The sequence below is a fragment of the Natrarchaeobius oligotrophus genome (assembly GCF_003841465.1).
GTDB classification, from domain to species: domain Archaea; phylum Halobacteriota; class Halobacteria; order Halobacteriales; family Natrialbaceae; genus Natrarchaeobius; species Natrarchaeobius oligotrophus.
Genome location: NZ_REFZ01000002.1, coordinates 137,861 through 162,169, shown reverse-complemented (window position 1 = coordinate 162,169; position 24,309 = coordinate 137,861). Strand labels below are relative to the sequence as shown.

At 63.0% G+C, this 24,309-nt stretch carries 23 protein-coding genes and 1 pseudogene; 16 read left to right on the top strand and 8 right to left on the bottom strand.

Annotated features, from left to right (window positions below):
* The first annotated feature begins 115 nt into the window (after nucleotides 1-115).
* Complete coding sequence (locus tag EA472_RS03570; RefSeq protein WP_207891117.1) at nucleotides 116-1,324, top strand: sensor histidine kinase; 1,209 nt, start codon at nucleotides 116-118, stop codon at nucleotides 1,322-1,324.
* 71 nt (nucleotides 1,325-1,395) lie between these two features.
* A complete protein-coding gene (locus tag EA472_RS03565; protein ID WP_165874795.1) occupies nucleotides 1,396-1,641 on the top strand; it encodes a hypothetical protein in 246 nt (81 codons plus the stop codon).
* A gap of 130 nt (nucleotides 1,642-1,771) precedes the next feature.
* On the opposite strand, the gene EA472_RS03560 is transcribed toward EA472_RS03565, so the two are convergent.
* Nucleotides 1,772-2,143, bottom strand: a complete 372-nt coding sequence (locus EA472_RS03560; protein WP_124190138.1) for a thioredoxin family protein — start codon at nucleotides 2,141-2,143, stop codon at nucleotides 1,772-1,774.
* 188 nt (nucleotides 2,144-2,331) lie between these two features.
* Here EA472_RS03560 and EA472_RS03555 point away from each other — a divergent pair, with 188 nt between their 5' ends.
* The gene (locus EA472_RS03555) at nucleotides 2,332-2,682 is read left to right on the top strand and encodes a DsrE family protein (protein WP_124190137.1); all 351 of its coding nucleotides are present in this window, start codon (nucleotides 2,332-2,334) and stop codon (nucleotides 2,680-2,682) included.
* A 70-nt stretch (nucleotides 2,683-2,752) separates the two neighbouring features.
* Nucleotides 2,753-3,163: a DCC1-like thiol-disulfide oxidoreductase family protein gene (locus EA472_RS03550; protein WP_124190136.1), complete on the top strand. Its 411-nt coding sequence runs from the start codon at nucleotides 2,753-2,755 to the stop codon at nucleotides 3,161-3,163.
* 30 nt (nucleotides 3,164-3,193) lie between these two features.
* On the opposite strand, the gene EA472_RS03545 is transcribed toward EA472_RS03550, so the two are convergent.
* Complete coding sequence (locus tag EA472_RS03545) at nucleotides 3,194-4,030, bottom strand: universal stress protein (RefSeq protein WP_124190135.1); 837 nt, start codon at nucleotides 4,028-4,030, stop codon at nucleotides 3,194-3,196.
* A gap of 446 nt (nucleotides 4,031-4,476) precedes the next feature.
* Here EA472_RS03545 and EA472_RS23500 point away from each other — a divergent pair.
* From EA472_RS23500 to EA472_RS03520, 6 genes and pseudogenes are all read left to right on the top strand, one after another.
* Nucleotides 4,477-4,608, top strand: a pseudogene (locus EA472_RS23500) (DUF7512 family protein); the annotation flags it as partial.
* A gap of 3 nt (nucleotides 4,609-4,611) precedes the next feature.
* Nucleotides 4,612-5,637: a sulfite exporter TauE/SafE family protein gene (locus tag EA472_RS03540; RefSeq protein WP_124190134.1), complete on the top strand. Its 1,026-nt coding sequence runs from the start codon at nucleotides 4,612-4,614 to the stop codon at nucleotides 5,635-5,637.
* Nucleotides 5,638-5,713: 76 nt separating this feature from the next.
* Nucleotides 5,714-7,567: a cation:proton antiporter domain-containing protein gene (locus tag EA472_RS03535; RefSeq protein ID WP_124190133.1), complete on the top strand. Its 1,854-nt coding sequence runs from the start codon at nucleotides 5,714-5,716 to the stop codon at nucleotides 7,565-7,567.
* 359 nt (nucleotides 7,568-7,926) lie between these two features.
* Nucleotides 7,927-8,286: a thioredoxin gene (trxA, locus tag EA472_RS03530; protein WP_124190132.1), complete on the top strand. Its 360-nt coding sequence runs from the start codon at nucleotides 7,927-7,929 to the stop codon at nucleotides 8,284-8,286.
* Nucleotides 8,283-9,338, top strand: a complete 1,056-nt coding sequence (locus EA472_RS03525) for an NAD(P)/FAD-dependent oxidoreductase (protein WP_124190131.1) — start codon at nucleotides 8,283-8,285, stop codon at nucleotides 9,336-9,338. Before trxA ends, EA472_RS03525 begins: the two co-directional genes overlap by 4 nt.
* A 438-nt stretch (nucleotides 9,339-9,776) precedes the next feature.
* Complete coding sequence (locus EA472_RS03520) at nucleotides 9,777-10,667, top strand: VOC family protein (RefSeq protein WP_124190130.1); 891 nt, start codon at nucleotides 9,777-9,779, stop codon at nucleotides 10,665-10,667.
* A gap of 35 nt (nucleotides 10,668-10,702) precedes the next feature.
* Here EA472_RS03520 and EA472_RS03515 read toward each other — a convergent pair whose 3' ends face one another.
* Both EA472_RS03515 and EA472_RS03510 read right to left on the bottom strand, forming a co-directional pair.
* Nucleotides 10,703-11,701: a quinone oxidoreductase family protein gene (locus tag EA472_RS03515; RefSeq protein ID WP_124190129.1), complete on the bottom strand. Its 999-nt coding sequence runs from the start codon at nucleotides 11,699-11,701 to the stop codon at nucleotides 10,703-10,705.
* Nucleotides 11,702-11,990: 289 nt separating this feature from the next.
* The gene (locus EA472_RS03510) at nucleotides 11,991-13,088 is read right to left on the bottom strand and encodes an NADH dehydrogenase subunit (RefSeq protein WP_124190128.1); all 1,098 of its coding nucleotides are present in this window, start codon (nucleotides 13,086-13,088) and stop codon (nucleotides 11,991-11,993) included.
* A 536-nt stretch (nucleotides 13,089-13,624) separates the two neighbouring features.
* On the opposite strand from EA472_RS03510, the gene EA472_RS03505 reads away from it, so the two are divergent.
* Together EA472_RS03505 and EA472_RS03500 are read left to right on the top strand one after the other, a co-directional pair.
* A complete protein-coding gene (locus EA472_RS03505; RefSeq protein WP_124190127.1) occupies nucleotides 13,625-14,776 on the top strand; it encodes an acyl-CoA dehydrogenase family protein in 1,152 nt (383 codons plus the stop codon).
* Between the two features lie 182 nt (nucleotides 14,777-14,958).
* Entirely contained in the window at nucleotides 14,959-16,059 is a 1,101-nt protein-coding gene (locus EA472_RS03500) for an ABC transporter substrate-binding protein (protein ID WP_124190126.1), read from the top strand.
* Nucleotides 16,060-16,230: 171 nt separating this feature from the next.
* Here EA472_RS03500 and EA472_RS03495 read toward each other — a convergent pair whose 3' ends face one another.
* Nucleotides 16,231-17,052 (bottom strand): enoyl-CoA hydratase-related protein, encoded by an 822-nt coding sequence (locus EA472_RS03495; protein ID WP_124190125.1) that lies wholly within the window; start codon nucleotides 17,050-17,052, stop codon nucleotides 16,231-16,233.
* Nucleotides 17,053-17,265: 213 nt separating this feature from the next.
* Here EA472_RS03495 and EA472_RS03490 point away from each other — a divergent pair, with 213 nt between their 5' ends.
* Nucleotides 17,266-18,822, top strand: coding sequence for a class I adenylate-forming enzyme family protein (locus EA472_RS03490; protein ID WP_124190124.1), 1,557 nt, complete (start codon nucleotides 17,266-17,268; stop codon nucleotides 18,820-18,822).
* Between the two features lie 89 nt (nucleotides 18,823-18,911).
* Here EA472_RS03490 and EA472_RS03485 read toward each other — a convergent pair whose 3' ends face one another.
* A complete protein-coding gene (locus EA472_RS03485) occupies nucleotides 18,912-19,355 on the bottom strand; it encodes a carboxymuconolactone decarboxylase family protein (RefSeq protein ID WP_124190123.1) in 444 nt (147 codons plus the stop codon).
* A gap of 280 nt (nucleotides 19,356-19,635) precedes the next feature.
* On the opposite strand from EA472_RS03485, the gene EA472_RS03480 reads away from it, so the two are divergent.
* Both EA472_RS03480 and EA472_RS03475 read left to right on the top strand, forming a co-directional pair.
* Nucleotides 19,636-20,214 carry a cysteine hydrolase family protein gene (locus EA472_RS03480; RefSeq protein WP_124190122.1) on the top strand — a complete coding sequence of 193 codons (579 nt, stop codon included), beginning with the start codon at nucleotides 19,636-19,638 and terminating at the stop codon, nucleotides 20,212-20,214.
* 185 nt (nucleotides 20,215-20,399) lie between these two features.
* Nucleotides 20,400-21,176, top strand: a complete 777-nt coding sequence (locus tag EA472_RS03475; RefSeq protein WP_124190121.1) for a fumarylacetoacetate hydrolase family protein — start codon at nucleotides 20,400-20,402, stop codon at nucleotides 21,174-21,176.
* 30 nt (nucleotides 21,177-21,206) lie between these two features.
* On the opposite strand, the gene EA472_RS03470 is transcribed toward EA472_RS03475, so the two are convergent.
* On the bottom strand, nucleotides 21,207-22,247 hold the full coding sequence (locus EA472_RS03470) for an amidohydrolase family protein (RefSeq protein ID WP_124190120.1): 1,041 nt from the start codon (nucleotides 22,245-22,247) through the stop codon (nucleotides 21,207-21,209).
* Nucleotides 22,248-22,327: 80 nt separating this feature from the next.
* Entirely contained in the window at nucleotides 22,328-23,266 is a 939-nt protein-coding gene (locus EA472_RS03465) for a sugar phosphate isomerase/epimerase family protein (RefSeq protein ID WP_124190119.1), read from the bottom strand.
* Between the two features lie 98 nt (nucleotides 23,267-23,364).
* Here EA472_RS03465 and EA472_RS03460 point away from each other — a divergent pair, with 98 nt between their 5' ends.
* Nucleotides 23,365-24,132 (top strand): SDR family NAD(P)-dependent oxidoreductase, encoded by a 768-nt coding sequence (locus EA472_RS03460; protein WP_124190118.1) that lies wholly within the window; start codon nucleotides 23,365-23,367, stop codon nucleotides 24,130-24,132.
* Nucleotides 24,133-24,309: the final 177 nt, after the last annotated feature.

Here is a 24,309-nt window from a genome sequence, read left to right as displayed (position 1 = left end):
CTCGGCCGCAAACAGCCGTCGCCCGTCGGTGATCACCTCGATCGCATGCGAGCGATTCGTTCGAGTGGTGCCGCACAAAAGCGTTATTGACTCCACTCTCCAATAACGGTCAATAATGTCGTGGCCACCCGTTTCGATCGACGGGAAAGGACTCGTTAGCGTTCTCGGTGCGTTCTACGTTCTCGTTGCGATCGTGACCGCGATCGTTCCGACGTCACACGACGAGTCCGCTATCACCGTCCTCGTAACGTTCGGGTTCATCAGCGGTTCCGGATTCGTTCTCCTCGTCGGTGGCTACCGGCTCCAGCGGACCGACATCGATCCGCAGTTCTACGGCGACGTATTCCGTCGGTCGGTCGCCGGAATCGCCGTGATGCTCTCGATACTCGGGCTCTATCACGTCCAGCCCGGCATCGGCATCACCAAACCGCACCGGTCGGTTCCGATCCTCACCGGATTCGCGGGCGTCGCCGGCTACGCCGTCGGAACCTTCGACGCGCGTGCGAAAACGCGCGAACTCGAGCTCGAGGAGCGAAACCGACAGCTCGAACGAATGCAGGCGCGCCTCGAGGAGTCGAACGAGCGCCTCGAACAGTTCGCCTACGCCGCGTCGCACGATCTGCAGGAACCCCTTCGGATGATCTCGAGTTATTTGGAGCTGATCGATCGACGCTACGGCGACGACCTCGACGAGAACGCTCGGGAGTTTCTCGAGTACGCGCTGGACGGGTCGGACCGAATGACGGCGATGATCGACAGCCTGCTCAAGTATTCGCGCGTGGACACGCAGGGCGAACCGTTCGAGCCCGTCTCACTCGGGGCGATACTCGACGACGTCGTCAGGGACCTCGAGCTACGGATCGAGGAGTCCGGTGCCGAGATCGAGTACGTCGGGCTACCGCGCGTCGAAGGGGACGAGAGACAGCTCCGGCAACTGTTCCAGAACCTCCTCTCGAACGCGATCGAGTACAGCGGGGACGCGCCGCCTCGAATCGAGATCGACGCCGAGCGATGCGAGGAGATCCCCGTCCCGGACAGCGGCGGCGATGGCGCTGAACGCACCGGCGACGACTGGATCGTCACCGTCCGAGACCACGGCGTCGGCATCGATCCGGCGGAACAAGAGCAGGTATTCAGGATGTTCCAGCGACTCCACACGCAGGAGGAACACCCCGGAACGGGCATCGGACTGGCCCTTTGCAAACGGATCGTCGAACGTCACGGCGGCGAGATCTGGGTCGACTCCGAGCGCGGCGAGGGGACGACGATTTCGCTGACCCTTCCGGCGGTCGGGGTCGTCGAACGGCAGTCCGAGGACGTCTGATCACGTCTCGAGAGAGGATGACACGTGAATCGGTTCGCAACGCGAGTTTAACGGCGGTCGCAACGTACCGTATGGAAGCGACCGACGAACCGTTCGACCTCTTCTCGATCGGCGTGGTCGGGACTCGACGTCGCTACGCCGCGGGCCGTCGGCGGCAGTCGGTCGCGGTCGTCGAGAAGGAGCCGCTCGGGTGCACCCGTCCCAACCGCGTCTGTATTCCCTCGAAGAACACGCCGTTCGAGGCCACAGCGATCACGGCCAGGACTACTGTGACGGGCGTGAACACGATCCCCGACCACGACCGCCGCCGCGAGTGAGAGACGGTGTCGGGCGTCTCGAAGCAGTCACGTCACGAGTCTTATCCACCGGTCCAGTTCGTAAGTCGGCGTCGAAAAGCGCCGCTACCGACTAGCCGGACCACCGCCGCGACGGGCGGTATCGACCTCGTTATCTTTCGGCGTGCGTCTCGAGCACCTCGACGAGCGTCTCGGCGCCCTGGAACCCGTCGTCCAATCGCTCGACCTCGGTTCCGTCTTTCAGGACGACGAGCGTCGGGACGGTTCGGACGCCGAACTCGCCGGCGAGATCCGGGACGAGACCGGCGTTGGCGATCGCCACCGAACCGGGTGCGCTCCGCGCGACCGTGCCGAGCACCGGCTCCATCGACGCGCAGATCCCGCAGCCGGAAGTGACGAACTCGAGTAACACGAGATCGTGGGCCTCGATCAACTCGTGGTAGTCTGCCGTACTGTCCACCTGAACTGGCGTTGTTGGTGCGTACGAGTCGACGGCCGTCTCCGGGCGTGCTGTGTCAGTCATTACTGGAACGAGGGGCCGAGAGTATTTGAGTATTGCGCAATATTAGACCCATTATGACTGCGGACCGACGATCTGCCCATCTCCGGGATTTCCCAGTAAACGTCTACCTCGTTCGAGAGATGATTTCCCCCGCCGCGTGAGTCGGCTTCGGGGGAACCGTTATGGTTGTGTGGCTTCTGTACACTATTATGACGCAGGATGCGACGCAGGCGGTAGAACGGCTCGGAATCGTCCTCGAGACGGCGGATTCCGAACGGGCCTGGAACGCACTCCGACTGGGTATCACGGCTCTCGAGCACGGTCACGAGGTTTCGGTGTTCCTTCTCGGAGCGGGCGTCGAAGCCGAAGAGGTCACCGACGACCAGTTCGACGTCCGCGATCGGATGGAGGCGTTCGTCGACGCGGGCGGCGATCTCCAGGCGTGTGGAACCTGTCTGGACATCAGAAACAGCGAGGAGAGCGAGTACTGTCCGATGTCGACGATGGCCGACCTTCTCGAGATCGTAACGACCACCGATCGCGTGCTGACGATCGGATAGCGAATTCGGATCCGAATCGACGTCGACCCGCCGGTCCACAACTAAGGCAGTACTGGTGGTACGGGGAGACATGAGCGACGCACTCCTCGTCTACGACGACGACTGTGGCTTTTGCACGTGGTGGGCCGAGTTTTTCGAGCAGCGATCCGACGTACCGATCGTCGGCTTCTCCGACCTCGAACCGAGCCTTCGGAACGCACTTCCCGACGACTACGATCGATGTGCCCACCTGGTTACGGATGGGATGGGATACTCCTGTGGAGCCGCGTTGGAGGAAGCGTTCGCCCGTTTGGGCGGCGGTCGACCCGTTCGACCGTCGATCGATTTCCTGCGTCGATTCGACGCCTACATCGCAGCCAGAGAGTGGACGTACAGCGGGATCGCTCGCAACCGGATGCTCTGGGGAAAACTGCTCTCGAAGCCGACAGGGTCGTCCGGACGAGCGAACGCAGACCGGACGGTCGACGCTGGTTCGAGGTGATCCGTTAGAGTGGAAAAGCGACTGGCTCGCTCACGCCGGCGGCACGAGCAACACGTTTCCGTTCGCTCGCGCGACGAGGTCCTCGGAGACGCTGCCAAGCAGCAGTCTGCGAAGCCGGCTGTGACCTCGCGAGCCGACGAGGATCGTCGTCGGGTCGTACTCGTCCTCCGCGGCGAGAATCTCGTCGGCCGGGTCGCCCCGACGGACGGCCGTTCGCGTCTCGATGCCCCACTCCTCGAGCTGGGCGGCCAGGTCCGCCAGCCGCGATTCGGGATCGTCGTCTTTGGGGAGTCCTGGGTCTTTCGGCGTCTCGACGTGAACGAGCGACGCCTCCCGGGTCGCGTGACGCAGGTACGAGAACGCCTCGAACGCGCGCTCGGCGTTCTCGGAGAAGTCCGTCGCATGCAGCATCCGCTGGAAGAGGTGCTGTCTGACGACCGCAGGGTCGTCGGTGCCACGTTCGACCCGGTTGACGAGCAGCGGCGTCTCGGTCGTTCGCGAGAGGTTCCGCGCCGTCGAGCCGATGACGCGGTTCTCGAGCGGGCTCTTCCCGCGCGAGCCGACGACCGTCATGGTCGCACCGATCGTCTCGGCGATGCCCCGGATCCGTCGGTGCGGCGTGCCGCGGACGACGTGCGTCTCGACGTCGAAGCCGGCGCGTTCGATGACGCGCTCGTAGTTCGAAATCGACCGGCGTCGTCGCTTCTCGAAGTCGATCCCGGGCATGCCGCCGTGGACGTTCGACGGGACGACCGTCACCAGGTGCATCTCATCGATCCCAATTCGGCCGAGACACTCGAGACAGGTCTCGTTCTCGATGGTCGCCTCGCTGGCGGCCGAGAGGTCGGTGGCGAGTACTGCTTTCATACCGGTCGTAGGGAGCGACGGTATAATATTGTTTGGGTAGTCCAATACACAACCGATCCGTTCGGTCACGAGCGGATCACAGTCCGTACTCTCGCGCCGACTCTTCGCGTTGGTTACGGCGGCTTCATCGCCCGCGGTCGCTCGCGTCCGGGCGGGCAGACCGTCGAGAGGCCCGAGTAGCGTCTCGGCCGTCTCCGTCGCACGGTACGTGTGCTGCGGGCGACACGACGCGCCAGCGCGGGGTAGGACGTGCGTCCACCATCTTATATCCCCATAACGTATTCGAATATCTCCGTTGGATAGTCGTGGCATATTCAGCAGTAATATTGTGCGTCATTCCCAAAAGCGTTATACGTACACTCCGGGTAGTGACTACTGAGTAGAAATCCATGATCCGCACACTACCGAACGCACACGGAGGTCGGGACGCATGATCGGATCCGCTAGCGCTATCGGCACCCGTACAGGCGACGCTCGTCGTGGCCGTCATCCTCGTTCAGGCGGTCGGCCTCTACGCCGGCTACGGCGCCCTCGAGCGAGTCGCATCACCGATAATCGAAACGATCACGGACAGATAATCGATGGAGATACTGGGACTCAGCCCGGCGCTGTTGGCGCTGTTCGTGAGCTTCGGCTTCATGGTCGGGGTACTGTTCGGCTTCTTCGGGATGGGTGGGTCCTTCCTGATCACGCCGACGCTGTTGATCCTCGGTTATCCGGCACCGGTCGCGATCGGCAGCGGGTTGGCGTTTTACTTCGGAACCTCCGTGATCGCAGTGTTGAAACACTACGACGTCGGACAGGTCGACTACAAACTCGGCGCGATCCTGTTCGTCGTCCTCTCGATCGGGATCGAACTCGGCAGTCGACTCGTGTTCGGTCTCGAGGCGCTCGGAATCGCCAGCCTCGTCACGGGCGTCGCGTACGTCGTCCTGCTGGCTGGGATCGGGGCGCTGTTCCTCCGTCGCGCCTACAGGCTCGACGACGAGGACGACGAAGTCGGAGACGTGGACGACGAGGAGATACCCCAGATCGGCCGGCAGATCCAGTCGTACGACGTTCCTCCGATGATCTCGCTGACGTCCGGCGGCCGAGCGTCGCTGTGGACGATCACGGGCGCTGGCGGGAGCGTCGGCCTCGTCTCGGGACTGATCGGCGTCGGCGGCGGATTTATCCGCATGCCCGCGATCTACTACCTCATCGGGACGCCGCTGACGGCCGCCGTCGGGACCAGCCTGTTCGCCGGGCTGTTCTCGGGCGCGTTCGGGACGTTCACGTACGGGATGTCCGGCAGCGTCGACCTGACGGTCGTCTCCCTGTTGCTCGTCGGCAGCGCGCTCGGCGCGCGGATCGGCTCGGCGGCGACGACCACCGTCGACGAAGACGACGTCATCGTCTACTTCGGCATCATGATGGTGCTCGCGAGCGGCGGTATTGCACTCAGTGAACTGGCGAACTGGCTCGGAACGGGCGCGCTCGACCTGGTAAGCGTCCTCCTGCTCGTCGGATCGTCGTTCGTCGTCGCGTCGATGATCCTCTACCGGGTCGTCCGGTCGGTCGGTGCGGACGAATCCGACGGACAGCCGACCCCCGACGGTGGTGACTGATGACGCCAATGGTTAGCCAGCGAACCGCCAACCCACCCGCGTACTCGTTCGGAAAGGGTGACCGTCTCCAGCCGTGATGCTCGTTGCGACCGTCGCGCTCGTGCTCGCACTCGGGGTCGCATCCCGCGTTCTCGCCGACAGACTTCGGATTCCGAGCGTCCTCTTTCTGATCGTCGCCGGAATCGCGATCGGTCCAGAGGCGCTCGGATTCGTCTCCGGGGGGACGTTCGGCGGGGGACTCTCGGCGATGGTCGGCGTCAGCGTCGCGATCATCCTCTTCGAGGGAGGCTACCACCTCCAGTTCGAGAAGCTCCGCGAGAGCCCGACGGTGCTGTCCAGGATGATCACCGTCGGCGCGGCGATCACCTGGCTCGGGACGGCCGCCGCCGCGGTCGTCTTCCTCGAGACCAGCCTCGAGGTCGGCCTGCTGGTCGGCGCGCTGTTGATCGCGACTGGCCCGACGGTGATCGGCCCCATCCTGCAGGTCGTCACCGTCCGCGATCACGTCGCCGCAGTTCTCGAGGGCGAGGGCGTGATCAACGACGTCACCGCGGCGATTCTCGTGGTCGTCGTCTTCGAGGTGCTCGTCGCCGGTAACGGAACGCCAACCGCGCTCGTCGGCGACTTCGCGTTCCGGTTGCTCGTCGGGGTCGCTGTCGGCGCGATCGTCGCCGCTACCGTCTGGCTGGTGCTCGAGCGTGGACGGTCCAGACCCTGTGCCGCGCCGCTTCACGCCCGCCTGATCGTCCTCGCGGGAATCGTCGTCGCATACGGCGGTGCGGAGCTGATCGCAGGCGAAACGGGCATCGCCGCCGCCGCGACCGCCGGCTTCGTCCTCGGGAACGTCGACCTCCCGTACCACGAGGAGGTGATCGACTTCCTCGACGACATCTCGGTCGTCGTCCTCTCGTTCGTCTTCGTCGCGCTTGCGGCGCTCATCGACTTCGGAGACATCCTCTCGCTCGGCCTCGCCGGACTCGCCGTCGTCGTCGCGGTCACGATGGTGCTTCGACCGGCGGTGATCTACCTCTCGACGGCGTCGATCGACCGCTTTACGCGAAACGAGCGGCTCTTTCTCAGCGTCGTCGGCCCGCGCGGGATCATCCCCGCGAGCGTGGCGACGCTGTTCGCCGTCGAGTTGCAGGCGCTCGGGCGGCCCCAGGAGGCCCAGCTGCTCGCCGGCACCGTCTTTCTCATCATCTTCGCGACGGTGGTCCTCCAGGCCGGCCTCTCACGACAGATCGCGGACGTACTCGAGATATCACCAATGCGCACGATAATCGTCGGCGGGGGACGGGTCGGCCTGTCCCTCGCAGAACGGCTCGAACAGGACGGTGAAAACGTACACCTCGTCGACGAGGACCCAGCCGCGGTCGAGAAGGCCCGCAAACGCGGGCTCCGCGCGCTCGAGGGTGACGGAACCGACGCCGACCTCCTGGAACGCGCGGGCGCAGACGACGCGAAGACGGTCATCGCGACGACGCCCGACGACGACGTCAACCTGCTGGTCTGTCAGCTCGCGAAGACCAGTTTCGACGTCGAAACGGTCGCCTCGCGGGTCAACCAGCCCGACAACGTCGGTGCCTTCGAATCGCTCGGCGTCCGCGCGATCGACCTCTCGATGGCGACCGCCTGGTCGCTCGAGAACGTTCTCGAGCGGCCGTCGCTGTCGGCGTGGATGAACGAACTCGGCCGCACCGGCGACGTCCAGGAGATCGAAGTGACGGCCGCCGACACCGTTGGAAAGACGATCGCCGAACTCAACGCCGAGATTCCCGACGGCTGTATCGTCGGTTTGCTCACCCACCGTGACGGCGCGACCGAAGTGCCGACCGGCGATCACGAACTCCGGGAGGGCGATCGAGTCACGTTCATCGGCCAGATGGACGCGGTCGACCGAGCCGTCAAACGGTTTCATCCTCACGATTGAGTCGGCGTCGGCTCATCGAATGAGATTTTATAATTTGTGCAATATTCACAACCTATAGGCTAGCGTACCACCCGCAAAGGAGAATCTCAGGGTCTCGTCGATACTCGACCACGACTTGCAGTCAGAGACCGTGATCGAGCGTCTGTGCGAGCTGAAACGGTTAGACAGAACGTGTTGCCGCGAGATGGTTGAGAACGACGAGCCGTTCACGACCGACGGTCGACGAGCAGTTCACGATCGACGAGGTAGCAGGGCGGATCGCAACCGATCCAACGAAGTCAAGCGTCGATTGTCTGCGGGCCCTATATTGTGCAATAGACACAAAACCTTTAAACACTACCGGCTCGTAGAGGCAGTTGATGACAACCGAAACCGACGCCGGATCGACGAATCGCTCGCCCACCGAGCCGCTCCACGTCGAAAGCGAAAGCCACCTCGACGACGTGATCGCCGAACGCGACGTCGTCCTCGTGGACTTCTTCGCCGACTGGTGTGGTCCCTGCAAGATGCTCGAGCCGATCCTCGCGGACCTCGCGGAAGAGACGGACGCGACCGTCGCGAAGGTAGACGTCGACCAGCACCAGCCTCTCGCCGCCGCGTACGGCGTTCGCGGCGTCCCGACGCTGGTCCTCTACGCGGACGGCGAACAGGTCGAACAGCACACCGGCGCGCTGCCGGCCGACCGACTGCGGACACTGATCGAAAACTACACCGAATGAGCACGGATACCGGCGAGATCGAGGTTCGAGACGTCGTGATCGTAGGCTCCGGCGTGGCCGGCCTCTCGGCCGCAATCTACGCCGCGCGCGCCGACCTCGAGCCGCTCGTCCTCGAAGGGCCCGAGCCCGGCGGACAGCTGACGCTAACGACCGGCGTCGAGAACTACCTCGGCTTCCCCGACGGAATCGGCGGGATGGAGCTGATCCAGCGCGGCAAGGCGCAGGCCGAGCGGTTCGGCGCCGAGTTCGTCCACGGCAGCGTCGAAGACGCCACACTCGAGAATCGGCCGTTCGAGCTGGAACTGTCGACCGACGACGTCGTCACCACGCGAGCGCTGATCGTCGCGACCGGCGCGAGCGCGCGCTGGGTCGGCGCAGACGGCGAAGACGAGCTGATGGGGTACGGACTCTCGACGTGTGCCACCTGCGACGGCGCGTTCCACCGCGGCGAGGACGTGATCGTCGTCGGCGGCGGCGATTCGGCGATGGAAGAGGCGCTCTTCCTCGCGAAGTTCGCCGACAGCGTCACGGTCGTCCACCGACGCGACGAACTCCGCGCGTCGGACATTATGGCCCGGCGGGCACGCGAACACGATTCGATCGAGTTTCGCTGGAACGCTGAACTGCTCGAGATTCACGGCACCCAGGAGACCGGCGTCACCGGCGCGATCCTCGTCCACCATCCCGACGGGCGTCCGAAGACCAAACTCGAAGAGAGCGCGCCCGCAGCCGACGAGGACGTCGAACGCGAGACCGTCCACGTCGGCGGCGTCTTCTACGCCGTCGGCCACGTCCCGAACACGTCGTTTCTCGAGGGGACGGGCGTCGAACTCGACGAGGACGGGCACATCCTAACCGAGGCAGGGATGACGACCGAAACCGCGCTCGAGGGCGTCTTCGCCGCAGGAGACGTGATGGACCCAGACTACCGTCAGGCGATCACGGCCGCCGGAACCGGAAGTATGGCCGCCCTCGACGCCGAGCAGTGGCTCGAAGAACACGCTATGCGCGCCGAGAGTCGGCCGCACCTCGAGACGGAGCAACGCGTCTAGTTCCGTTTCGGCCGCACCTCGAGACGGAGCAACGCGTCTAGTTCCGTTTCGGCCGCACCTGAGTGGGGTGGCGATCTCTTCGCAGCGCAGACGTTCGGCGTGGCGAGCGACTGCTCTCGAGGGGGACGGACCGGACACGTCGTTCGGTGGACCGATTGCGGACCGAAACGACCGGTACACGCGAACACGGCGCGGATCGACGGGGTGAGCGCACGGTCGAGTCTTGCGGTGGCGACCGAATTCCGATACCGTTTGGGAAACGGCGCTTTACAATCCCCGAAAATCGGAGCGATACGCCGCGATGAATCGCCATACGGCAGCGAATCGAAAGCGACGATCAGCTGGGAATCCCCCCGATCGTCGACGAAAATCGTGGGACGGCGTTCGCTCGAGGGTAGGGAAAAGTTATTGTAGCATGTTAAATAATAGCAATCTGCAATGCCTAGCGCCCAGCGAATAGAACACGTTCACGTGAAAGTGGAAGAGCTCGACAGCGCCGTCCCGTTTTACACGGATGTGATGGGATTAGTCGAACAGGATCGAAGTGACGGTACGGTGTATCTCGGCTGTGGACTCGACGAGAACTTCGATCTCGCCGTCTCCGAGGGCGGGACCGGACTCGATCACGTCGCCGTTCGCGTCGAGAGCGAGGACGAGGTCGAATCGTACGAGGCGAGACTGACCGACGAGGGCGTCGACGTCCGACGAACTGACGGCGAGGAGCCGGGACAGGGCGTCGGCGTACAGTTCGAAACGCCGACGGGGAAGCGAGTAGAGTTCGTGACCGTCGAAGACTGGGCGTACTTCCACTCCGACGAGGCCCAGGATGGACGGCTCGGGGTTACGCCACCCGACCTCGATCACGTTACGCTCATGAGTCCGGACGTACAAGCCGATGCGGAGTTTCTCAGAGACGTCGTCGATTTCAAAATTTCAAACGTCATCGTCGCGGAGGAAAACGACGACGAGTGGGGTGGTGCGTTCACTCGACACGGCGTCCATCACCACGACATTGCGTTCCTCGGTGGCCCGCCGGAGTACAGTATGCACCACGTCGCCTGGGAGATGGAGAGCACGGAGCAGATGCGAATGTTCGTCGATCGAATCAACCAGCACGGACAGGAACTCGAACTCGGAATCGGTCGCCACTACGTCGGTGACAGTATCTTCTCTTACTTCTGGGAACCCGGCGGAAATCGCTTCGAACTCGCAGCCGGCGTTGCAGACGTAGATCCGAATGCCGAGCCGGGATTCTACACGTTCGAAGAGGCGCTCTCGGCGTGGGGGCCGATCATCCCGCCGGAGTCGTTCACCAGCGAGGGATCGTGATCGGCGATCCGACGTGAGCGAGACGAGACCGCAGTTCAGGGGACGATGACGAGCTTTCCGACGTAGCTCTCGTTTTCGACGGCCTTCTGGGCCTCGCTCGCTTCGTCAAGATCGAACCGACGATCGATTTCGACGGTGAGCGACTCGTCCTCGAGCAGCCGCCCGAGTCTCGTCAGCGCGGCGCTCATATCTGGTATGTTGAACATTCCCGCAGCCTGAATCGTGAGGTCCTTCCAGAGGGCGAGCCGCAGGTGCTGGTGATCGATACCCGTTTCGCCACCCTCGACGACCACGACCTGACCGTTCAGGTTGGACACCTCGATGTCCAGTTCGAAGTAATCGTCGAGGTGATAATCCAGGATGACGTCGACGCCGCCTTCGGTTGCATCGAGGATCGACTCCCGGAGATCGTCGTGCGACTGAGCGTAATCCAGTGCGTCGACGGCGCCCAGCTCACGGATCACCTCCCGAGCCTCGGCGGAGCCGGCCGTCGCGACGACGCGACTTCCCAGCGCGGCGGCAAGCTGGACGGCCACGTGGCCCACGCCGCCGCTTCCGCCGTGGACGAGACAGTAGTCACCGGGTTCCACGTCCGCGTGGTGGACGAGCGAATGCCACGCCGTGACGCCGGCGTGACCGATCGCAGCGCCGCTCTCGAACGACACGCCGTCCGGAAGGTGAGCGACGTTTGAAACTGGTGCGGCGACCTTTTCGGCGTACGTTCCCGGGAACTTCGCTCCCAGTCCGGCACCGAAGACCCGATCGCCCACGTCGAACCTTCGGACGCCGTCGCCGACGGCCTCGACGGTGCCCGCGAAGTCCGAGCCCGGAATATGCGGCAGTCGGGGAGGTTGGAGCCGGGAGTGCGGATACACTTCCGAAAACCCACCCTCTGCGAACACGGCGTCCACTCGATTGACTCCCGCTGCCTCGACGTCGACCAGTATCTGTCCGGGTGCTGGCGACGGTTCATCGACCTCTTCGACGGTCAGGGCATCGCTGCCCGACCGTTCGTGGAATCGTACAGCTCTCATGTACAGCGGAGAATAAGGCCTCATGGTATATAATAACATGCATCATTTATGAGTATTCCACGCGTGAACGGTGCCGGCGGCAGTCGCTTTCCCCGTTCGTAACGGTCCGCACGAGGTTTCCCGGGTGAACAAGGTGACGAACGTCCGTTGGGGGCTGGTTTCAGCGGAAGGTGTCGACGAGTTTCGGGCCTTCCGGCATCCGAGGTCACACGAAACCCCCCGTTTACGACGAGCGATCCGATTGGCACTCCCGGAGATCACGGCATCGACGTCCGGGTCCGGCGGTGGATCACTCGGACTCGAGCACGACGTGCGTCTCGGTCACCTCGGACACGACGCCGTCGATCGACGCGTGGTGGTTGTTCGAAATGGATCCGTCCGTCCGCTCGGCCACGACGTCGCCCCTCGAGACGCTATCGCCCGGTTCGACGGTCGGATCGCCCGGAGTTACCAGGCCGTCGTACGCCGCGTTCGTGATCAGCGGAATCCGAACCGACTCGGGTTCGAGCGTCGTCGGCTCCGTCTCGTGCTCGCGGGCGTACCAGTCGCGTTCTTCGAGGACGTTGACTCGGTCTTCCTGCTCGGTGTGCTCCTCGACGGTCGCTTCGTCGAGGACCATCACAGCGTTCGTTCGCTTTCTGGTTCCGAACGCGCGGGGGTCCTCGTCGATGGCGTAACTCCAGCCCGGGCCCCCATCTAGGAGGACGGCGTCGTCGGGCAACTCGTCCGGCGGGAGGTCGGCCGCCTCGAGCAGATCTGCAGCCGTCGTTCCCAGGGGGACCTCGAGACAGCGGTGAACCGGCGTGTCGCCGTCGACGTGGACGTACTTTCGGGTAACCGGCGTTTCGTCGGCCAGCGCGTTTCGGACGTTCCACAGCGTCTCGGTGTTGTGAACGAGCCAGCCGTGATCCGTGGGTAGGTCGCGTCCGATCCGTTCGCCGGCGGTGATCATCAAGAGCACTTGCTCTTCGCTGAAATCGTACGTCTCGCCGGTGTAGGCGAAGACGATTCCCTCCTCGTCGTCGAGATCCGCCGGAAGGTCGTCCTCGTGATAGACGGCTGCGTCGCAGGCCGCCTCGAACTCGGTCGTCCACTCGTCGCGATACTTCTGTTTCGTGCCGACGACTATCCGATCGAACAGCCCCTCCTCGATCATCGCCTCGAAGAACGCTGCGAACTCCTCGGCGCGGTCGTCCGCGAGCCAGACGTCGGAGTAGTAGTTCGGCTCGCTCTCCTGGTGGTTGACCAGCAACGAGTGAACGTCGTCGAGTTTCTCCCACTTCGCACCCGACGGAAAGCCCGCACCACCAGCGCCGGCAACCCCAGCGTCGTACAGCCGCTCCGAAATCGATTGCGGATCCAACTCGAACGTGGTATTAACTGCCATCTCTCGTCTACCTATGGCCGCGAGGACGGTATTAAGTGTTTGGCCCTCCATCCGGACGGCCACTCGGTGCGTTCCCCAGATGAGCGAGCGTCGATCGGACGAGGCAGTGGCGTCGTCCGCGGCGACGTGCCGCGGCCCATTTGATACACATCCTTAGTGTGTGTACAGTGAGTGGTCTACGCTCTACCCCATGATTGAACACTGTGTTATTTTACTGGTATATTTCACTCGTTTACTCACATACAACTGTAAAATTGTGTGCGTATGTTTGACGATATCGTAGTTTGTGTCCACACCGCAATTGCGATCGAGTGTCGAAACCGACCGGCGATCGCAAAGAAGCCATCCTCACAAATGCGGGGCCGATCGCCGGAGAGTGCGAGCCCCGCGGCGCGGGACAGCCAAAGCGCGAACCCACGACGGCCGCCGACGATTTCACGTGGGGGAACACAGCGCGTCGTCGAGAGTTGTCGTCCGCGAGAGTGGCGTCCGACCCCTTCCCACACTCTTAAGTGATCTTCACAAGAGAAGCAATCATGTACTCGCTCACAGACGAGCAGCGACTGATCTTTTCCGAGTGTCGTCGGATCGCGACCCAGGAGTTCGCCTCGAGCGCGTTCACCTGGCACGACGAACCGCCGACGGAGAACGTCGAACTGCTCGCCGACCTCGAGCTGATCGGCCTCAACTATCCCGTCGAACTGGGCGGCGGCGGGCTCTCGGAGTTCGAGGTCTGTCTGCAGATCGAGGCGATCGGCCGAATCTGTCCCGACACGGCCCAGAGCATCTACCGGCGGTCGATGATCGCCCCCCGCGTCATCGAGATGTTCGGATCGGAGTCGCTGAAAGAGACGTACATCTCCGAAGTGACCGCCGGCGAACGCTCCATCAGCGTCGCGATCAGCGAGCCGGAGGCCGGCAGCGACGTCCAGAACATCCGAACGCAGTTGACGGAAGACGGCGACGAGTTCCGGCTGAACGGCGAGAAAATCTGGATTACGCAGGGCGAAAGCGCCGACTCGCTGGTCGTCTGGACGAGGCTGCCCGATTCGAACATGGGCGTCGTCGTGGTCGACACGGACCAGCCCGGCGTCGAGCGTGAGACGAACTACACGAACATGGCCGGCGAAACGCAGACGCACTTTACGTTCACAGACGTCTCGGTTCCGGAGTCTCACGTCGTCGTCAGCGGGAAGAGCGCGTTCAAGAACATGCTACGGGCGCTGAACTGGGAGCGCTGTGCGTCGGCGATGGGATGCATCGCAATCTCCCTGTGTGCGTTCGACAAAGCGGTCGACTACGCAAAGACGCGCGAACAGTTCGGCCAACCCATCGCGGAGTTCCAGGGGCTCAGATGGAAGTTCGCGGACATGGCGATGCAGATCCAGCTCGCCCGAAACATGGTTTACAGCACGGTCGTCCGTGCCGTCGAAAACGAGCGGCCACCGGACCGACTCGAGTCGTCGATCGCCGCGTTGTACGCAACGGAGGTGTGTAACTCGGTCGTCGACGAAGCCCTCCAGATCCACGGTGCGAACGGCTATCAGCAGGGCCACCCCCTCGAGTACCTCTATCGACTGGTACGTGGGAAGAGGATCGCCGCGGGGACCGACGAGATGCTTCGCAATACCATCGCCGACGCCGTGTTGAGCGACGGACTCGCCGACACGCCCGATCTGTTGAGCTGAGACGGTCGTTCGTCCCGCCGAGCGGTAAACGGCGTTCCGGCGGTGGATCGACGATCGACCACTTCGAGTCGAATGGTTGAATTTTTATATACAACAATCCTTCCACCTGAAGGTACGTTTCTTCCGGTACTATTGATATAGTGACCAAAATATTTAAATTGGGTCTTGCGAATGGTGGTACTATGCCACATAACGATGGCAGTGGGAGGCGAACCATTCTCAAGACAGTTGGGGCAGGTGTTGCGGTCGGACTCGCCGGCTGTATGGGAGACGATAACGGCAACGGCGGAACGGGGAACGGCAACGGCGACGACGGAACCGCGGCAGGTGCCGACGACGATACGGGCAACGGCGACGGCGAACTTCCGAATCCGCTCCGCATCGGTCATCCCTCGCCGGCGATGGCGGGCTACAGCGTTCCGACGTACTCGATATTCAACGAGGCGATGGAAGACCGAGGCGTTGAGATCGAACCGGTCGTGTTCAACGGCTTCACCGCGATGGTGGCCGGAATCGTCAGCGGCGAGGTCGAACTGGGGTACTCCAACCCGCCGGCGATCATCAACTCGATCCGGGAAGGATTCCCGATCTCGTCGTTCCTCGAATTAAACCAGAAGTTCTCACAGCAGATCATCGCACAGCCAGACATCGAGTCGTGGGACGATCTCGAGGGTGCGCCCGTCGCGGCGCACTCGCCACAGTCGTTCTCGGCGCTCACGCTCCGAGCCACCGCAGAATCACAGCTCGGCGATCCGGAGGCGTTCGACATCAGCTACATCGCAGGTACGCCGAACCGTATCTCCGCCATGGAAGAAGAGGAGGTCGTCGCGACCACCGTGTTCGCGAGCGCGGCGGTGGACGTCGAAGAGCGCGGCATCGCACAGTGGTTCCACAACCCGAACGACGACGTCGCCGCAGAGCCTCTCTCGCTCGCCCAGTGGGTAACCACCGACGACAGGCTCGACGAGAACGAGGAGGTGTACCGGACGATCGCCGAGGAGTTGACCAACTCGTACGAACAAACCTACGAGACCGATCCGGAGGAGCTGGCGGAGATGATATTCGACTCTCCGGCGGACTTCCCAGAGTACGACTCCGGCGACGTCGAGGTCTGGGCACAGACCATCGAGGAGGCACAGAACGACGAAATGTGGGAGACGGACATGTCGAACATGCTCACGGACGACCGAGTCAATCGCTCGATCGACCTCGCGGAACGAACCGGTCTCATCGACGAGACGGTCGAGGTGGACGACCTGGTCGACCGGCGGTACCTCGAATAAGCCACCCGTCAACTCGTCGACCGGCGGCTCTTCGAGTAAGCCACCCGATCGCACTTCTTCTGTGAAGCCGGCCTCGCTGGTTCCGACTCGGCCCCAGCACGACAAAACGAACGCGAGTAGTTTACGGTCGATAGCGAGGGGGCCGCCGGCCAGACGACGCCTCGAGCGGTTCTACGAGGACTCCTCGGACTGTTCGTCGTAGGCCTCGAGTCCCGGCTTGTACTCGCGCTCTTTGAACTGGCCGATCCCCTCGTCCACCCACTCGTCCTGCTGGTAGTACTTCATCTCCTCGCTCTTGCCGCGCTCGTAGTCGAGCGCCTCGTGGAAGTCCATGTACCGCACGCGCTCGAGCACGGCGGTGTTGAACTGCATGGCGACGGGGTTCTTTTCGACGAGCGAGTTGACCAGATTCTCGACGGCATCGTCGAGGTCGTCCTCGGGAACGGCCTCGGTCACGGCGCCGATCTCCTCGGCTTCGGCACCGGTGAACGACTCGCCGGTCGAGGTGTAGTACAGCGCCTTCCGACGGTTCATCGTGTTGACCGCCGCCCACATCGCGCCGCCGCCGGGAATGATGCCGAAGTTGATCTCGGAGAGCCCGAACACCGACTCCTCGGTCGTGATCGCGAAGTCACAGACCGCCTGTAGACAGTAGCCCGCACCGAACGTCCAGCCGTCGATCTTCGCCACCACGGGTCGGTTGTAATCGAACAGCGTCGTGAACATGGTCCCCGTCTTCCGTCCCGCCTCGTAAAACGCCCTGGGACCTTCTTGGCGGGTCTCGTAGAACCGTTTTTCGAGGTCCATACCCGCACAGAACGCCGATCCCTTCCCCTCGAGAACGACGGCGCGCACGTCGTCTTCGATCCGCTCTAGGGCGTCGGTCACCTCGAGGGCGAGTTCCGGGACGATCGCGTTGCGCTTTTCGGGTCGGTCGAGCGTGAGCCGCCCCACGTTTTCCTCGACAATTAGTTCGATGTACTCATACTGCATGGTCTACTTGCTGGAGGAACCCGAATCCATCTATAACTACCGATTGTGGGAGAGCTGCCGAACGCGGAACGACCGATCGCTGTCGTCGATGCCTGTCGACGTGTCGATAGAGCCACAGAATCTCGTGATCGAGAGTATCTTCGGCGAGTAGACCAGGAGTTCCCTCACCGGACAGACAAAACAGTGTTGTACCCCGACCGTAATAGACCGGCCATGGGAACGCGATCGACGATTATCGACTCGCTGGTCCACGGGGCGACGTGGTATCCGGAACGCGAAGCGCTGGTTCAGGGGGAACGGGACGAGCGACGAGCCTACACGTACGGCGAACTCGAAGAAGAGAGCCGCCGGTTCGCGTACGGTCTCCGCGAGCTGGGAATCGAACCGGGAGATCGGATCGTCTTTCTCAATCGGAGCGTCGTCGAACACGCCGTCGCGTACTTCGGCGCGTTGCGCGCCGGAGCGATTCCGGCGACGATCCACTTCCGCGAGTCGCCCGCGACGATCCAGGCGATGACGGAGTCGGTCTCGCCGACCGCGCTCGTCTTCCAGCCACAGTTGCGCGAGACGGCGGAGGTCGTGCTCGAGGGGTCGTCCACGATTGCGGAGTCGATCGTCCTCGATCAGCTGGGGGAGGCGCCGACGTTCGCGAAGCGGTACACCGACCTCCTCGAGACGCCCGCCCGCGACCTACCCGAGATCGCCCCGTCCGATCGGGCCTTCATCAACTTCTCGTCCGGCACGACGGGCGTCCCGAAGCCGGTCGTCCACACCCACGAAAACATCGTCGAGAGCACGCACCTCGCGTTTTACAAGAAACAGATCGGCCCGAGCGACCGAACGCTCAAGACGAACACGCCGTCGTTCATCGCCTGGGCGAACACGACGTTCCCACACGTCAACGCGGGCGCAACCGTCGTCTATCTCCAGCAGTCGGACCCGGTCGAGATCCTCGAGGCGATCGACGCCGAAGAGATCACGTCGCTGATCCTGGTCCCGACCATCTGGAAACGGATTCTCAGCCAGGACCTCGAGCAGTACGACCTCGAATCGGTCGAAACGGCCGGCTACTCGGGTGAGCCGCTCGATCCGGGACTGTTCGCGCGGATCAAAGAACGGATCACGCCGAACATCTGTACGATGTACGGCACGACCGAGACGATGTCGTCCTCGATGACGCTCTTTCCGGAGGACGTCGACGAAGACACGCTCGACAGCGTGGGCTACCCCGTCCCGGACACCGAAGTGCGGGTCATCGAACCCGGCAGTCGAGATCCGAGCGCGGCGGTCGACCGCGGGGAAACGGGCGAGATCATCATCCGCGGACCGTCGGTGGCGGAGGAGATCTGGAACGATCCGGAGCGAACGCGGGCGACGTTCCACGAGGACGGCTGGCTCTTTACGGGCGACCTCGGCTACGTCGGCGAAGACCGGCTGTTGTACCTGCGTGGCCGCCACGACAACATGATCATCAGCGGCGGGATCAACATCTACCCCGAGAAGGTAAACGAGGTGCTCGGTTCCTGGGAGGCGGCTGCGGATTCGGCGGTCATCGGCGTCCCACACGAGACGTGGGGTGAGACGGTGACCGCGATCGTCGTCCCCCGAGACGAGTCGTTGACGGAGGAGGACGTGAAGTCCTTCTGTGCGGAGTCGCCCGACCTGGCGGACTACCAGCAGCCGCGGCTGGTTCGGTTCGTCGACGAGTTACCCAAGACGGGGACGAGCAAGATCGACTACGCCGCGCTCAGGGAGCGCTTTAGCGAGTAACGCGGGTACGGACCCCGAAACGTCTACCACGGTGAGTTTTCGATCGCGTTACCGATAGCGGTCGTCCCCATCCAAGACTGCCGCCGAGACTACCGTTGCCACTCGTGGGCGTCCGGATCGGCCCACCGCTTCGGATACGAGTGATCGTACTCGAGATCGAACCCGATCGTGATGCGGTTGTATCCCGAGACGATGTTTACGGCGTAGAACAACCCGACGAAGCCCCTGTCCGTCAGCCCGTACGCGTCGCGAAGCGAGGCGAAGTCCTCGTCGGTCAGCTCGTGGGGATCCTCGAGTAGCGTCAGGGCGAAGTCGACGAAGTCAGCCTCCCGTCCCGAGAGGTCGCCGCGCGCGAGCGACGTCTGGAACTCGCGAACGGCCTCGTCGTCGCCCAGACGACCGCTCAACAACGAGGCGTACGCGCCGGTGCAGTACCGACACTCGTTGGCCATCGATACCGCGATCGCGATCTTCGTAAACAGTTCCGGGCCGATTTCGCGGTGGCGCGCGATCGCGACGCGTGCGTCGTACACCGGCATCATCACCTCCGGGAACGACGTCTCGGACCGGAAGTGCGCGCCGACTTCTCCGTCGTGATTGGATACCTTCGACGCCCAGGATCTGACGTCCGGGTCGTCGGACTGTTTTGGATCTCACAGCTCGACTCGTGCCATGTGGTGACATCACAGCATCTTCTTGTAATGGTTCCGCCTCGAGGGACCGAACCGAGGAACGCCGTAGTCCGCCGAACGGGAGATCCGATCGACTCCATCAGCGGTACAACTATACGTAGTCGAGACGCAATCAACTGCCATGATCGCCGATCCGGCGCTGGTACTGATCGACGTGCAGGCGCAGTTCTGTGACCCCGATCACGGCTACGTTCCCGAGACGGAGGCGGGGACGATCGAGGAGCGCATCGAATCCGCGAACGAGTTGCTGGAGCGCTATCGGGAGACCGGGCGACGACCGATCTTCGTCAGGGTGGTTCACGACGACCGGGCGACGTCGCCCGTCTGGTCGGACAAGTACGGCGACGGACCGCTCCCGTGCGCGCCTGGAAGCGACGGCGCGGCGTTCGACTCGGCGCTCGACGTCCGCGAGGACGACGTCGTCGTCACCAAACACCGCTACGACGCGTTCTACGGAACCGATCTCGAGGTGTATCTCTCGAGCAACGACGTCTCGCGACTGCTCGTCGGCGGGATCGCGACCGACGTCTGCGTCGAGTCGACCGTCCGTTCGGCGTACGACCGCGATTACCGCATCACCGTACTCTCGGACTGCACCGCCTCGGCGGATCCGATCGCCCACGAACGAAGCCTCGAGCGTATCGACGCGAAGTTCGGCAGCGTGGCGGACTCGAACGAGATTTCGCTCGAAGAACGGTGAGTATCGATGTGCGGTTAACCGAGGGACGTTCGAAACCGGCATCCGTTCGGTCGTGAACGACCGATCGCAACGAGTGCGGCAGTACCGCCGGAACATTCGATGGTTCTCGTTCCAAATTACTGATTCGACGTGGCAGTGCGTTCGAGATCGGAAAAGAATATGAATGCCCCTGTCAATTGATTACTATGCGCACTGTCCGATTTCGAGCCGATGGAACGGTGAATAGCGGAACCGTCGACGGTGATCGCATCACGACCGACGACACCACCTATGGGATCGACGACGTCGAGATCCTTCCGCCGACCGAACCGACGAAAATCGTCGCGGTCGGAAAGAACTATCGCGACCACGTCCGCGCGATCCTGGGAGAAGTCGAGAAGGAGGAGTTCCCGATGCTCTTTTTTAAACCCCCGTCGTCGATAGTCGGACACGGTGACGACGTGATCGCTCCCGAGTCGTCTCACTTCCTCGATTACGAGGCCGAACTGGGCGTCGTTATCGGTGAGCGCTGTTCGTCTGTCTCGGAGGCGAACGCCCTTGCGTACGTCGACGGCTACACGTGCGTCAACGACGTCACCGCTCGCGACTGGCAATACAGAGAAGAGCAGTGGGCGCGGGCGAAAGGACTCGATACGTTCTGTCCGATCGGCCCCTTCGTTCAGACGGACCTCCAGGAATCGCTGGACATCACCTGCCGGGTCAACGGCGAGGTGAGACAGTCCTCGAACACCGACGAACTCCTCTTTTCGATCCCCGAACTCGTCGCGGAGATCTCGGATCACTTCACGCTGTTTCCCGGCGACGTCATCGCAACCGGTACCCCAGCCGGGACGAGCGCCGAAACGATCCCGATGGAGGAGTGGTCCGACCGCGCCGGCGAGGGGGCCCTCGAGCCGGGAGATACGGTCGAAGTCGAGATTGAAACGGTCGGAACGCTGGAGAACCAGGTTCGGTCGCCCTGACCGCTCTGCACTCTCTTCGGGGCATCGTCGCTACGCGAGCAGGTCGAGCATCGTCTCGCCGTAGATTCGACGCCGGTCGGCCTCGGAGACGTCCAACCGGGCGACCGCCTCGAGGGACCGCTCGACGCTGACGGCACCGCCATCGACGTCGAACGGTGCGTCGGTCCCAAAGAGTAGTCTGTCCGGGCCGAAGAACTCGAGCGCACACTCGAGGGCTGCGACGGAGCCGAAGGTCGCCGAATCGACGTAGAACTGCCGGAAGTGATCGACGTAGGGGCGAGAGAGGTCACCACCGACGTCCGCGTCGCCGAACGTTTCGAAGAGTTCCGCGTGAACGTCCATCCGACCGGCGAGAAGGGGGAGCATGCCGCCGGCGTGGTGGGCGATCACGTCAAGGTCGGGATGGCGTTCGAAGACGCCGCCGAAGACGAGTCGGGCCATCGCGGCACTGAGTTCGAACGGCCAGCCGAAGAGTTGCCAGATCAGGTGTTTCGAGTCGCGTTCGCCGACGTACTCGGGTACCGTCTTCGGTCGCGTCGGATGCAGCCAGATCGGAACGTCGAGATCGGTGACAGCCTCGTAGAATGGATCGAGTTCGGGGCGATCGATCGGTCGTCCCGTTCCCCCGAGATGCGGTTCGTCGGCCGGCCGGCGATCGACGCTCGAGTAGACCAACGCGCCTTGTAGTCCGAGATCGGTGACGGCCCGATCGAGTTCGTCGACCATCGCGTCGGGATCGTTCATCGGCACGGTCGCGACGCCGACGAACCGATCGGGGTGTTCGGTCGCGATCCGGGCGATGCCGTCGTTCATCGTTCGCGCGAGCTCGACCGCACCCCGGCGATCGGCGATCGTCTCGACCGGGGGACTGGCTGGCGTCAGAACGCCGACGTCGACGCCGTGTTCGTCCATGAGGTCGAGACGTCGATCGACGTCGGTGAGTTCGGGAATGGAATCGAGAAGTCCCGAGACTACGTGCGAACCGCCTGCGTACGAGTCGAGTGCGTCTTTGTACTCGGCCGGAAGGACGTGGGAGAATCCGTCGACGATCCGCTGTTCTGATTCTGTCATGTTTCACGTTCCAATTTGCGTCGGTCTTTCAAAACGATTTGCCTGCCGAACGATTCGATCGCCCATCGGAGATCACGGGTTCACAGGATCTCTCGAAGGAAGTGGGCCGACTTCTCGACGCTCGCGTGAGGCTCTTCGACTTCCTCGCGGAAGTACTCGATACAGAGGTGTCCGTCGTAACCACGCTGTTTCAAGGTGTGGACGAGCGCTTCCCAGTGTGCTCTCCCGTGGCCGACACCGGGGCGACAGAACGTCCACGATCTCTCCGACCCGTCGCCGAACGACGTGGCGTCGAGGACGCCGTCGACCCGTCGAGTTCGCTCCTGCACGAGGACGTCTTTGGCGTGAGCGTGAGCGATCGCATCGCGCTCCAGTAACGCGACTGCGGCATCGATCGCATCGATCCCCTGCCAGTAGAGGTGAGAGGGATCGAAGGTCGCCGCGACCGCGTCGGTGGTGTGCTCACGGAGCCGAAGCAAATCCCCCGGCGTGTGTACCAGCATGTTCACGTGCGGTTCGATCGCCAACGTTACGTCGTGGTCGTCCGCAAACGTCGCGAGTTCCGACCAGTACGGGATCGCCACCGACTCCCACTGATACCGATGGGCGCGGGAGTGATCCGGTGGCCAGGGCGCGACGATCCAGTTCGGGGTGCTGTCGTCGGCCGATCCGCCGGGAAGTCCGGAGAAACACGAAATCGTGTCCACGTCCAGTCGAGATGCGAGCCGAATCGCCGACCGTAACTCCGCGTCGGCGTCGCTTGCGACCCCCTCGTCCGGGTGGAGTGGATTGTTATGACACCCGAGGGCGGCGATTTCGACGTCGACGTCGTCGATCGCCTCTAGCAGTTCCACCTCGGTTTCTCCGTTCTCGAGAATCGAACTGGCGTCGAGAAATCTCGACGGTGCGAACCCGCCGACGCTGCACTCTATCGATTCGATTCCGTTCGATTGCAACCACTCCAAAAGCGACTCGACGTCGGTTTCGCCGAATGGCACCGTTCGTACACCGAGTTCCATGGGATTTCATTTGATAGCGTCGTACATAATTCTCCGCGTCGAGAGCCTCCCTGCCGGGCGGGGAAACGCTATTGTGCATCGCACGGTATGTCGAATCTATGCTCGACGACGTTACAGCGTTCGTCACTGGAGCGAGTGGTGGTATCGGACGAGAGACTGCGATAACGTTAGCCGACCACGGCGCGTCGGTCGCGCTCGTCGCTCGAAGCGACGGCGTACACGAGACGGCCGAGAAGATAGACGGTCCGACTCTCCCCATCCAGGCCGACGTGACCGACGAAGAGGCGGTCGCCGATGCGGTCGACGAAACGGTCGATCGGTTCGACGGCCTCGACGCCGTCGTCAACAACGCGGGCATCGTCGGTCCGACGAAGCCGGTCGAGGACGTCTCGCTCGAGGAGTGGAAACGGACGCTCGACGTGAACCTCACCGCGATGTTCACGACGGTCCATCACGCGCTTGGCCACCTTCGCGAGAGCGATCGCGGGCGGATCGTCAACGTCTCGTCGACGACGGCGAAACAGCCGGTTCCGAACCGAGTACCGTACAACGCCTCGAAGATGGGCGTCATCGGATTGACGCGGTCGCTCGCGCTCGATCTCGGCGACGACGGGATCACCGTGAACGCGATCTGTCCCGGAGCGACCGACGGCCCGCGAATTCGACGGTCTATCGCGGACCAAGCGGACCGGCTGGGAATCTCGGAAACGGAGGCACGGGAGGAAATTTTCGAGGGGAAGACCGCGCTGGGAACGCTGTTGGAACCCGAGGATACCGCCGACGTGGTCGCGTTTCTCCTGAGCGATCGGGCGCGACACGTTACGGGACAGGATATCAACGTCGACGCGGGACGCTGCTGGTCGTAGGACCGTCCGTTCAGCGACACGCTTTGGCACAGACGACACCGACATCGGTACCGAACGGTCGGGTCACTCGCGTCGAGCGGGGGCCTGTCGTCGAATATAGTGAGTCATTCACACCCGCGAGAATAAAATCCATGCCTATCCATCATATTCTTCCGATCTTGTTTGGCCTTCGTCATA

Bases quoted from the DNA above. Each gene is read 5' to 3' on its own strand.
- EA472_RS03570 (WP_207891117.1), top strand. From the start codon at position 116: ATGTCGTGGCCACCCGTTTCGATCGACGGGAAAGGACTCGTTAGCGTT.
- EA472_RS03565 (WP_165874795.1), top strand. From the start codon at position 1,396: ATGGAAGCGACCGACGAACCGTTCGACCTCTTCTCGATCGGCGTGGTC.
- EA472_RS03560 (WP_124190138.1), bottom strand. From the start codon at position 2,143: ATGACTGACACAGCACGCCCGGAGACGGCCGTCGACTCGTACGCACCA.
- EA472_RS03555 (WP_124190137.1), top strand. From the start codon at position 2,332: ATGACGCAGGATGCGACGCAGGCGGTAGAACGGCTCGGAATCGTCCTC.
- EA472_RS03550 (WP_124190136.1), top strand. From the start codon at position 2,753: ATGAGCGACGCACTCCTCGTCTACGACGACGACTGTGGCTTTTGCACG.
- EA472_RS03545 (WP_124190135.1), bottom strand. From the start codon at position 4,030: ATGAAAGCAGTACTCGCCACCGACCTCTCGGCCGCCAGCGAGGCGACC.
- EA472_RS03540 (WP_124190134.1), top strand. From the start codon at position 4,612: ATGGAGATACTGGGACTCAGCCCGGCGCTGTTGGCGCTGTTCGTGAGC.
- EA472_RS03535 (WP_124190133.1), top strand. From the start codon at position 5,714: ATGCTCGTTGCGACCGTCGCGCTCGTGCTCGCACTCGGGGTCGCATCC.
- trxA (WP_124190132.1), top strand. From the start codon at position 7,927: ATGACAACCGAAACCGACGCCGGATCGACGAATCGCTCGCCCACCGAG.
- EA472_RS03525 (WP_124190131.1), top strand. From the start codon at position 8,283: ATGAGCACGGATACCGGCGAGATCGAGGTTCGAGACGTCGTGATCGTA.
- EA472_RS03520 (WP_124190130.1), top strand. From the start codon at position 9,777: ATGCCTAGCGCCCAGCGAATAGAACACGTTCACGTGAAAGTGGAAGAG.
- EA472_RS03515 (WP_124190129.1), bottom strand. From the start codon at position 11,701: ATGAGAGCTGTACGATTCCACGAACGGTCGGGCAGCGATGCCCTGACC.
- EA472_RS03510 (WP_124190128.1), bottom strand. From the start codon at position 13,088: ATGGCAGTTAATACCACGTTCGAGTTGGATCCGCAATCGATTTCGGAG.
- EA472_RS03505 (WP_124190127.1), top strand. From the start codon at position 13,625: ATGTACTCGCTCACAGACGAGCAGCGACTGATCTTTTCCGAGTGTCGT.
- EA472_RS03500 (WP_124190126.1), top strand. From the start codon at position 14,959: ATGCCACATAACGATGGCAGTGGGAGGCGAACCATTCTCAAGACAGTT.
- EA472_RS03495 (WP_124190125.1), bottom strand. From the start codon at position 17,052: ATGCAGTATGAGTACATCGAACTAATTGTCGAGGAAAACGTGGGGCGG.
- EA472_RS03490 (WP_124190124.1), top strand. From the start codon at position 17,266: ATGGGAACGCGATCGACGATTATCGACTCGCTGGTCCACGGGGCGACG.
- EA472_RS03480 (WP_124190122.1), top strand. From the start codon at position 19,636: ATGATCGCCGATCCGGCGCTGGTACTGATCGACGTGCAGGCGCAGTTC.
- EA472_RS03475 (WP_124190121.1), top strand. From the start codon at position 20,400: ATGCGCACTGTCCGATTTCGAGCCGATGGAACGGTGAATAGCGGAACC.
- EA472_RS03470 (WP_124190120.1), bottom strand. From the start codon at position 22,247: ATGACAGAATCAGAACAGCGGATCGTCGACGGATTCTCCCACGTCCTT.
- EA472_RS03465 (WP_124190119.1), bottom strand. From the start codon at position 23,266: ATGGAACTCGGTGTACGAACGGTGCCATTCGGCGAAACCGACGTCGAG.
- EA472_RS03460 (WP_124190118.1), top strand. From the start codon at position 23,365: ATGCTCGACGACGTTACAGCGTTCGTCACTGGAGCGAGTGGTGGTATC.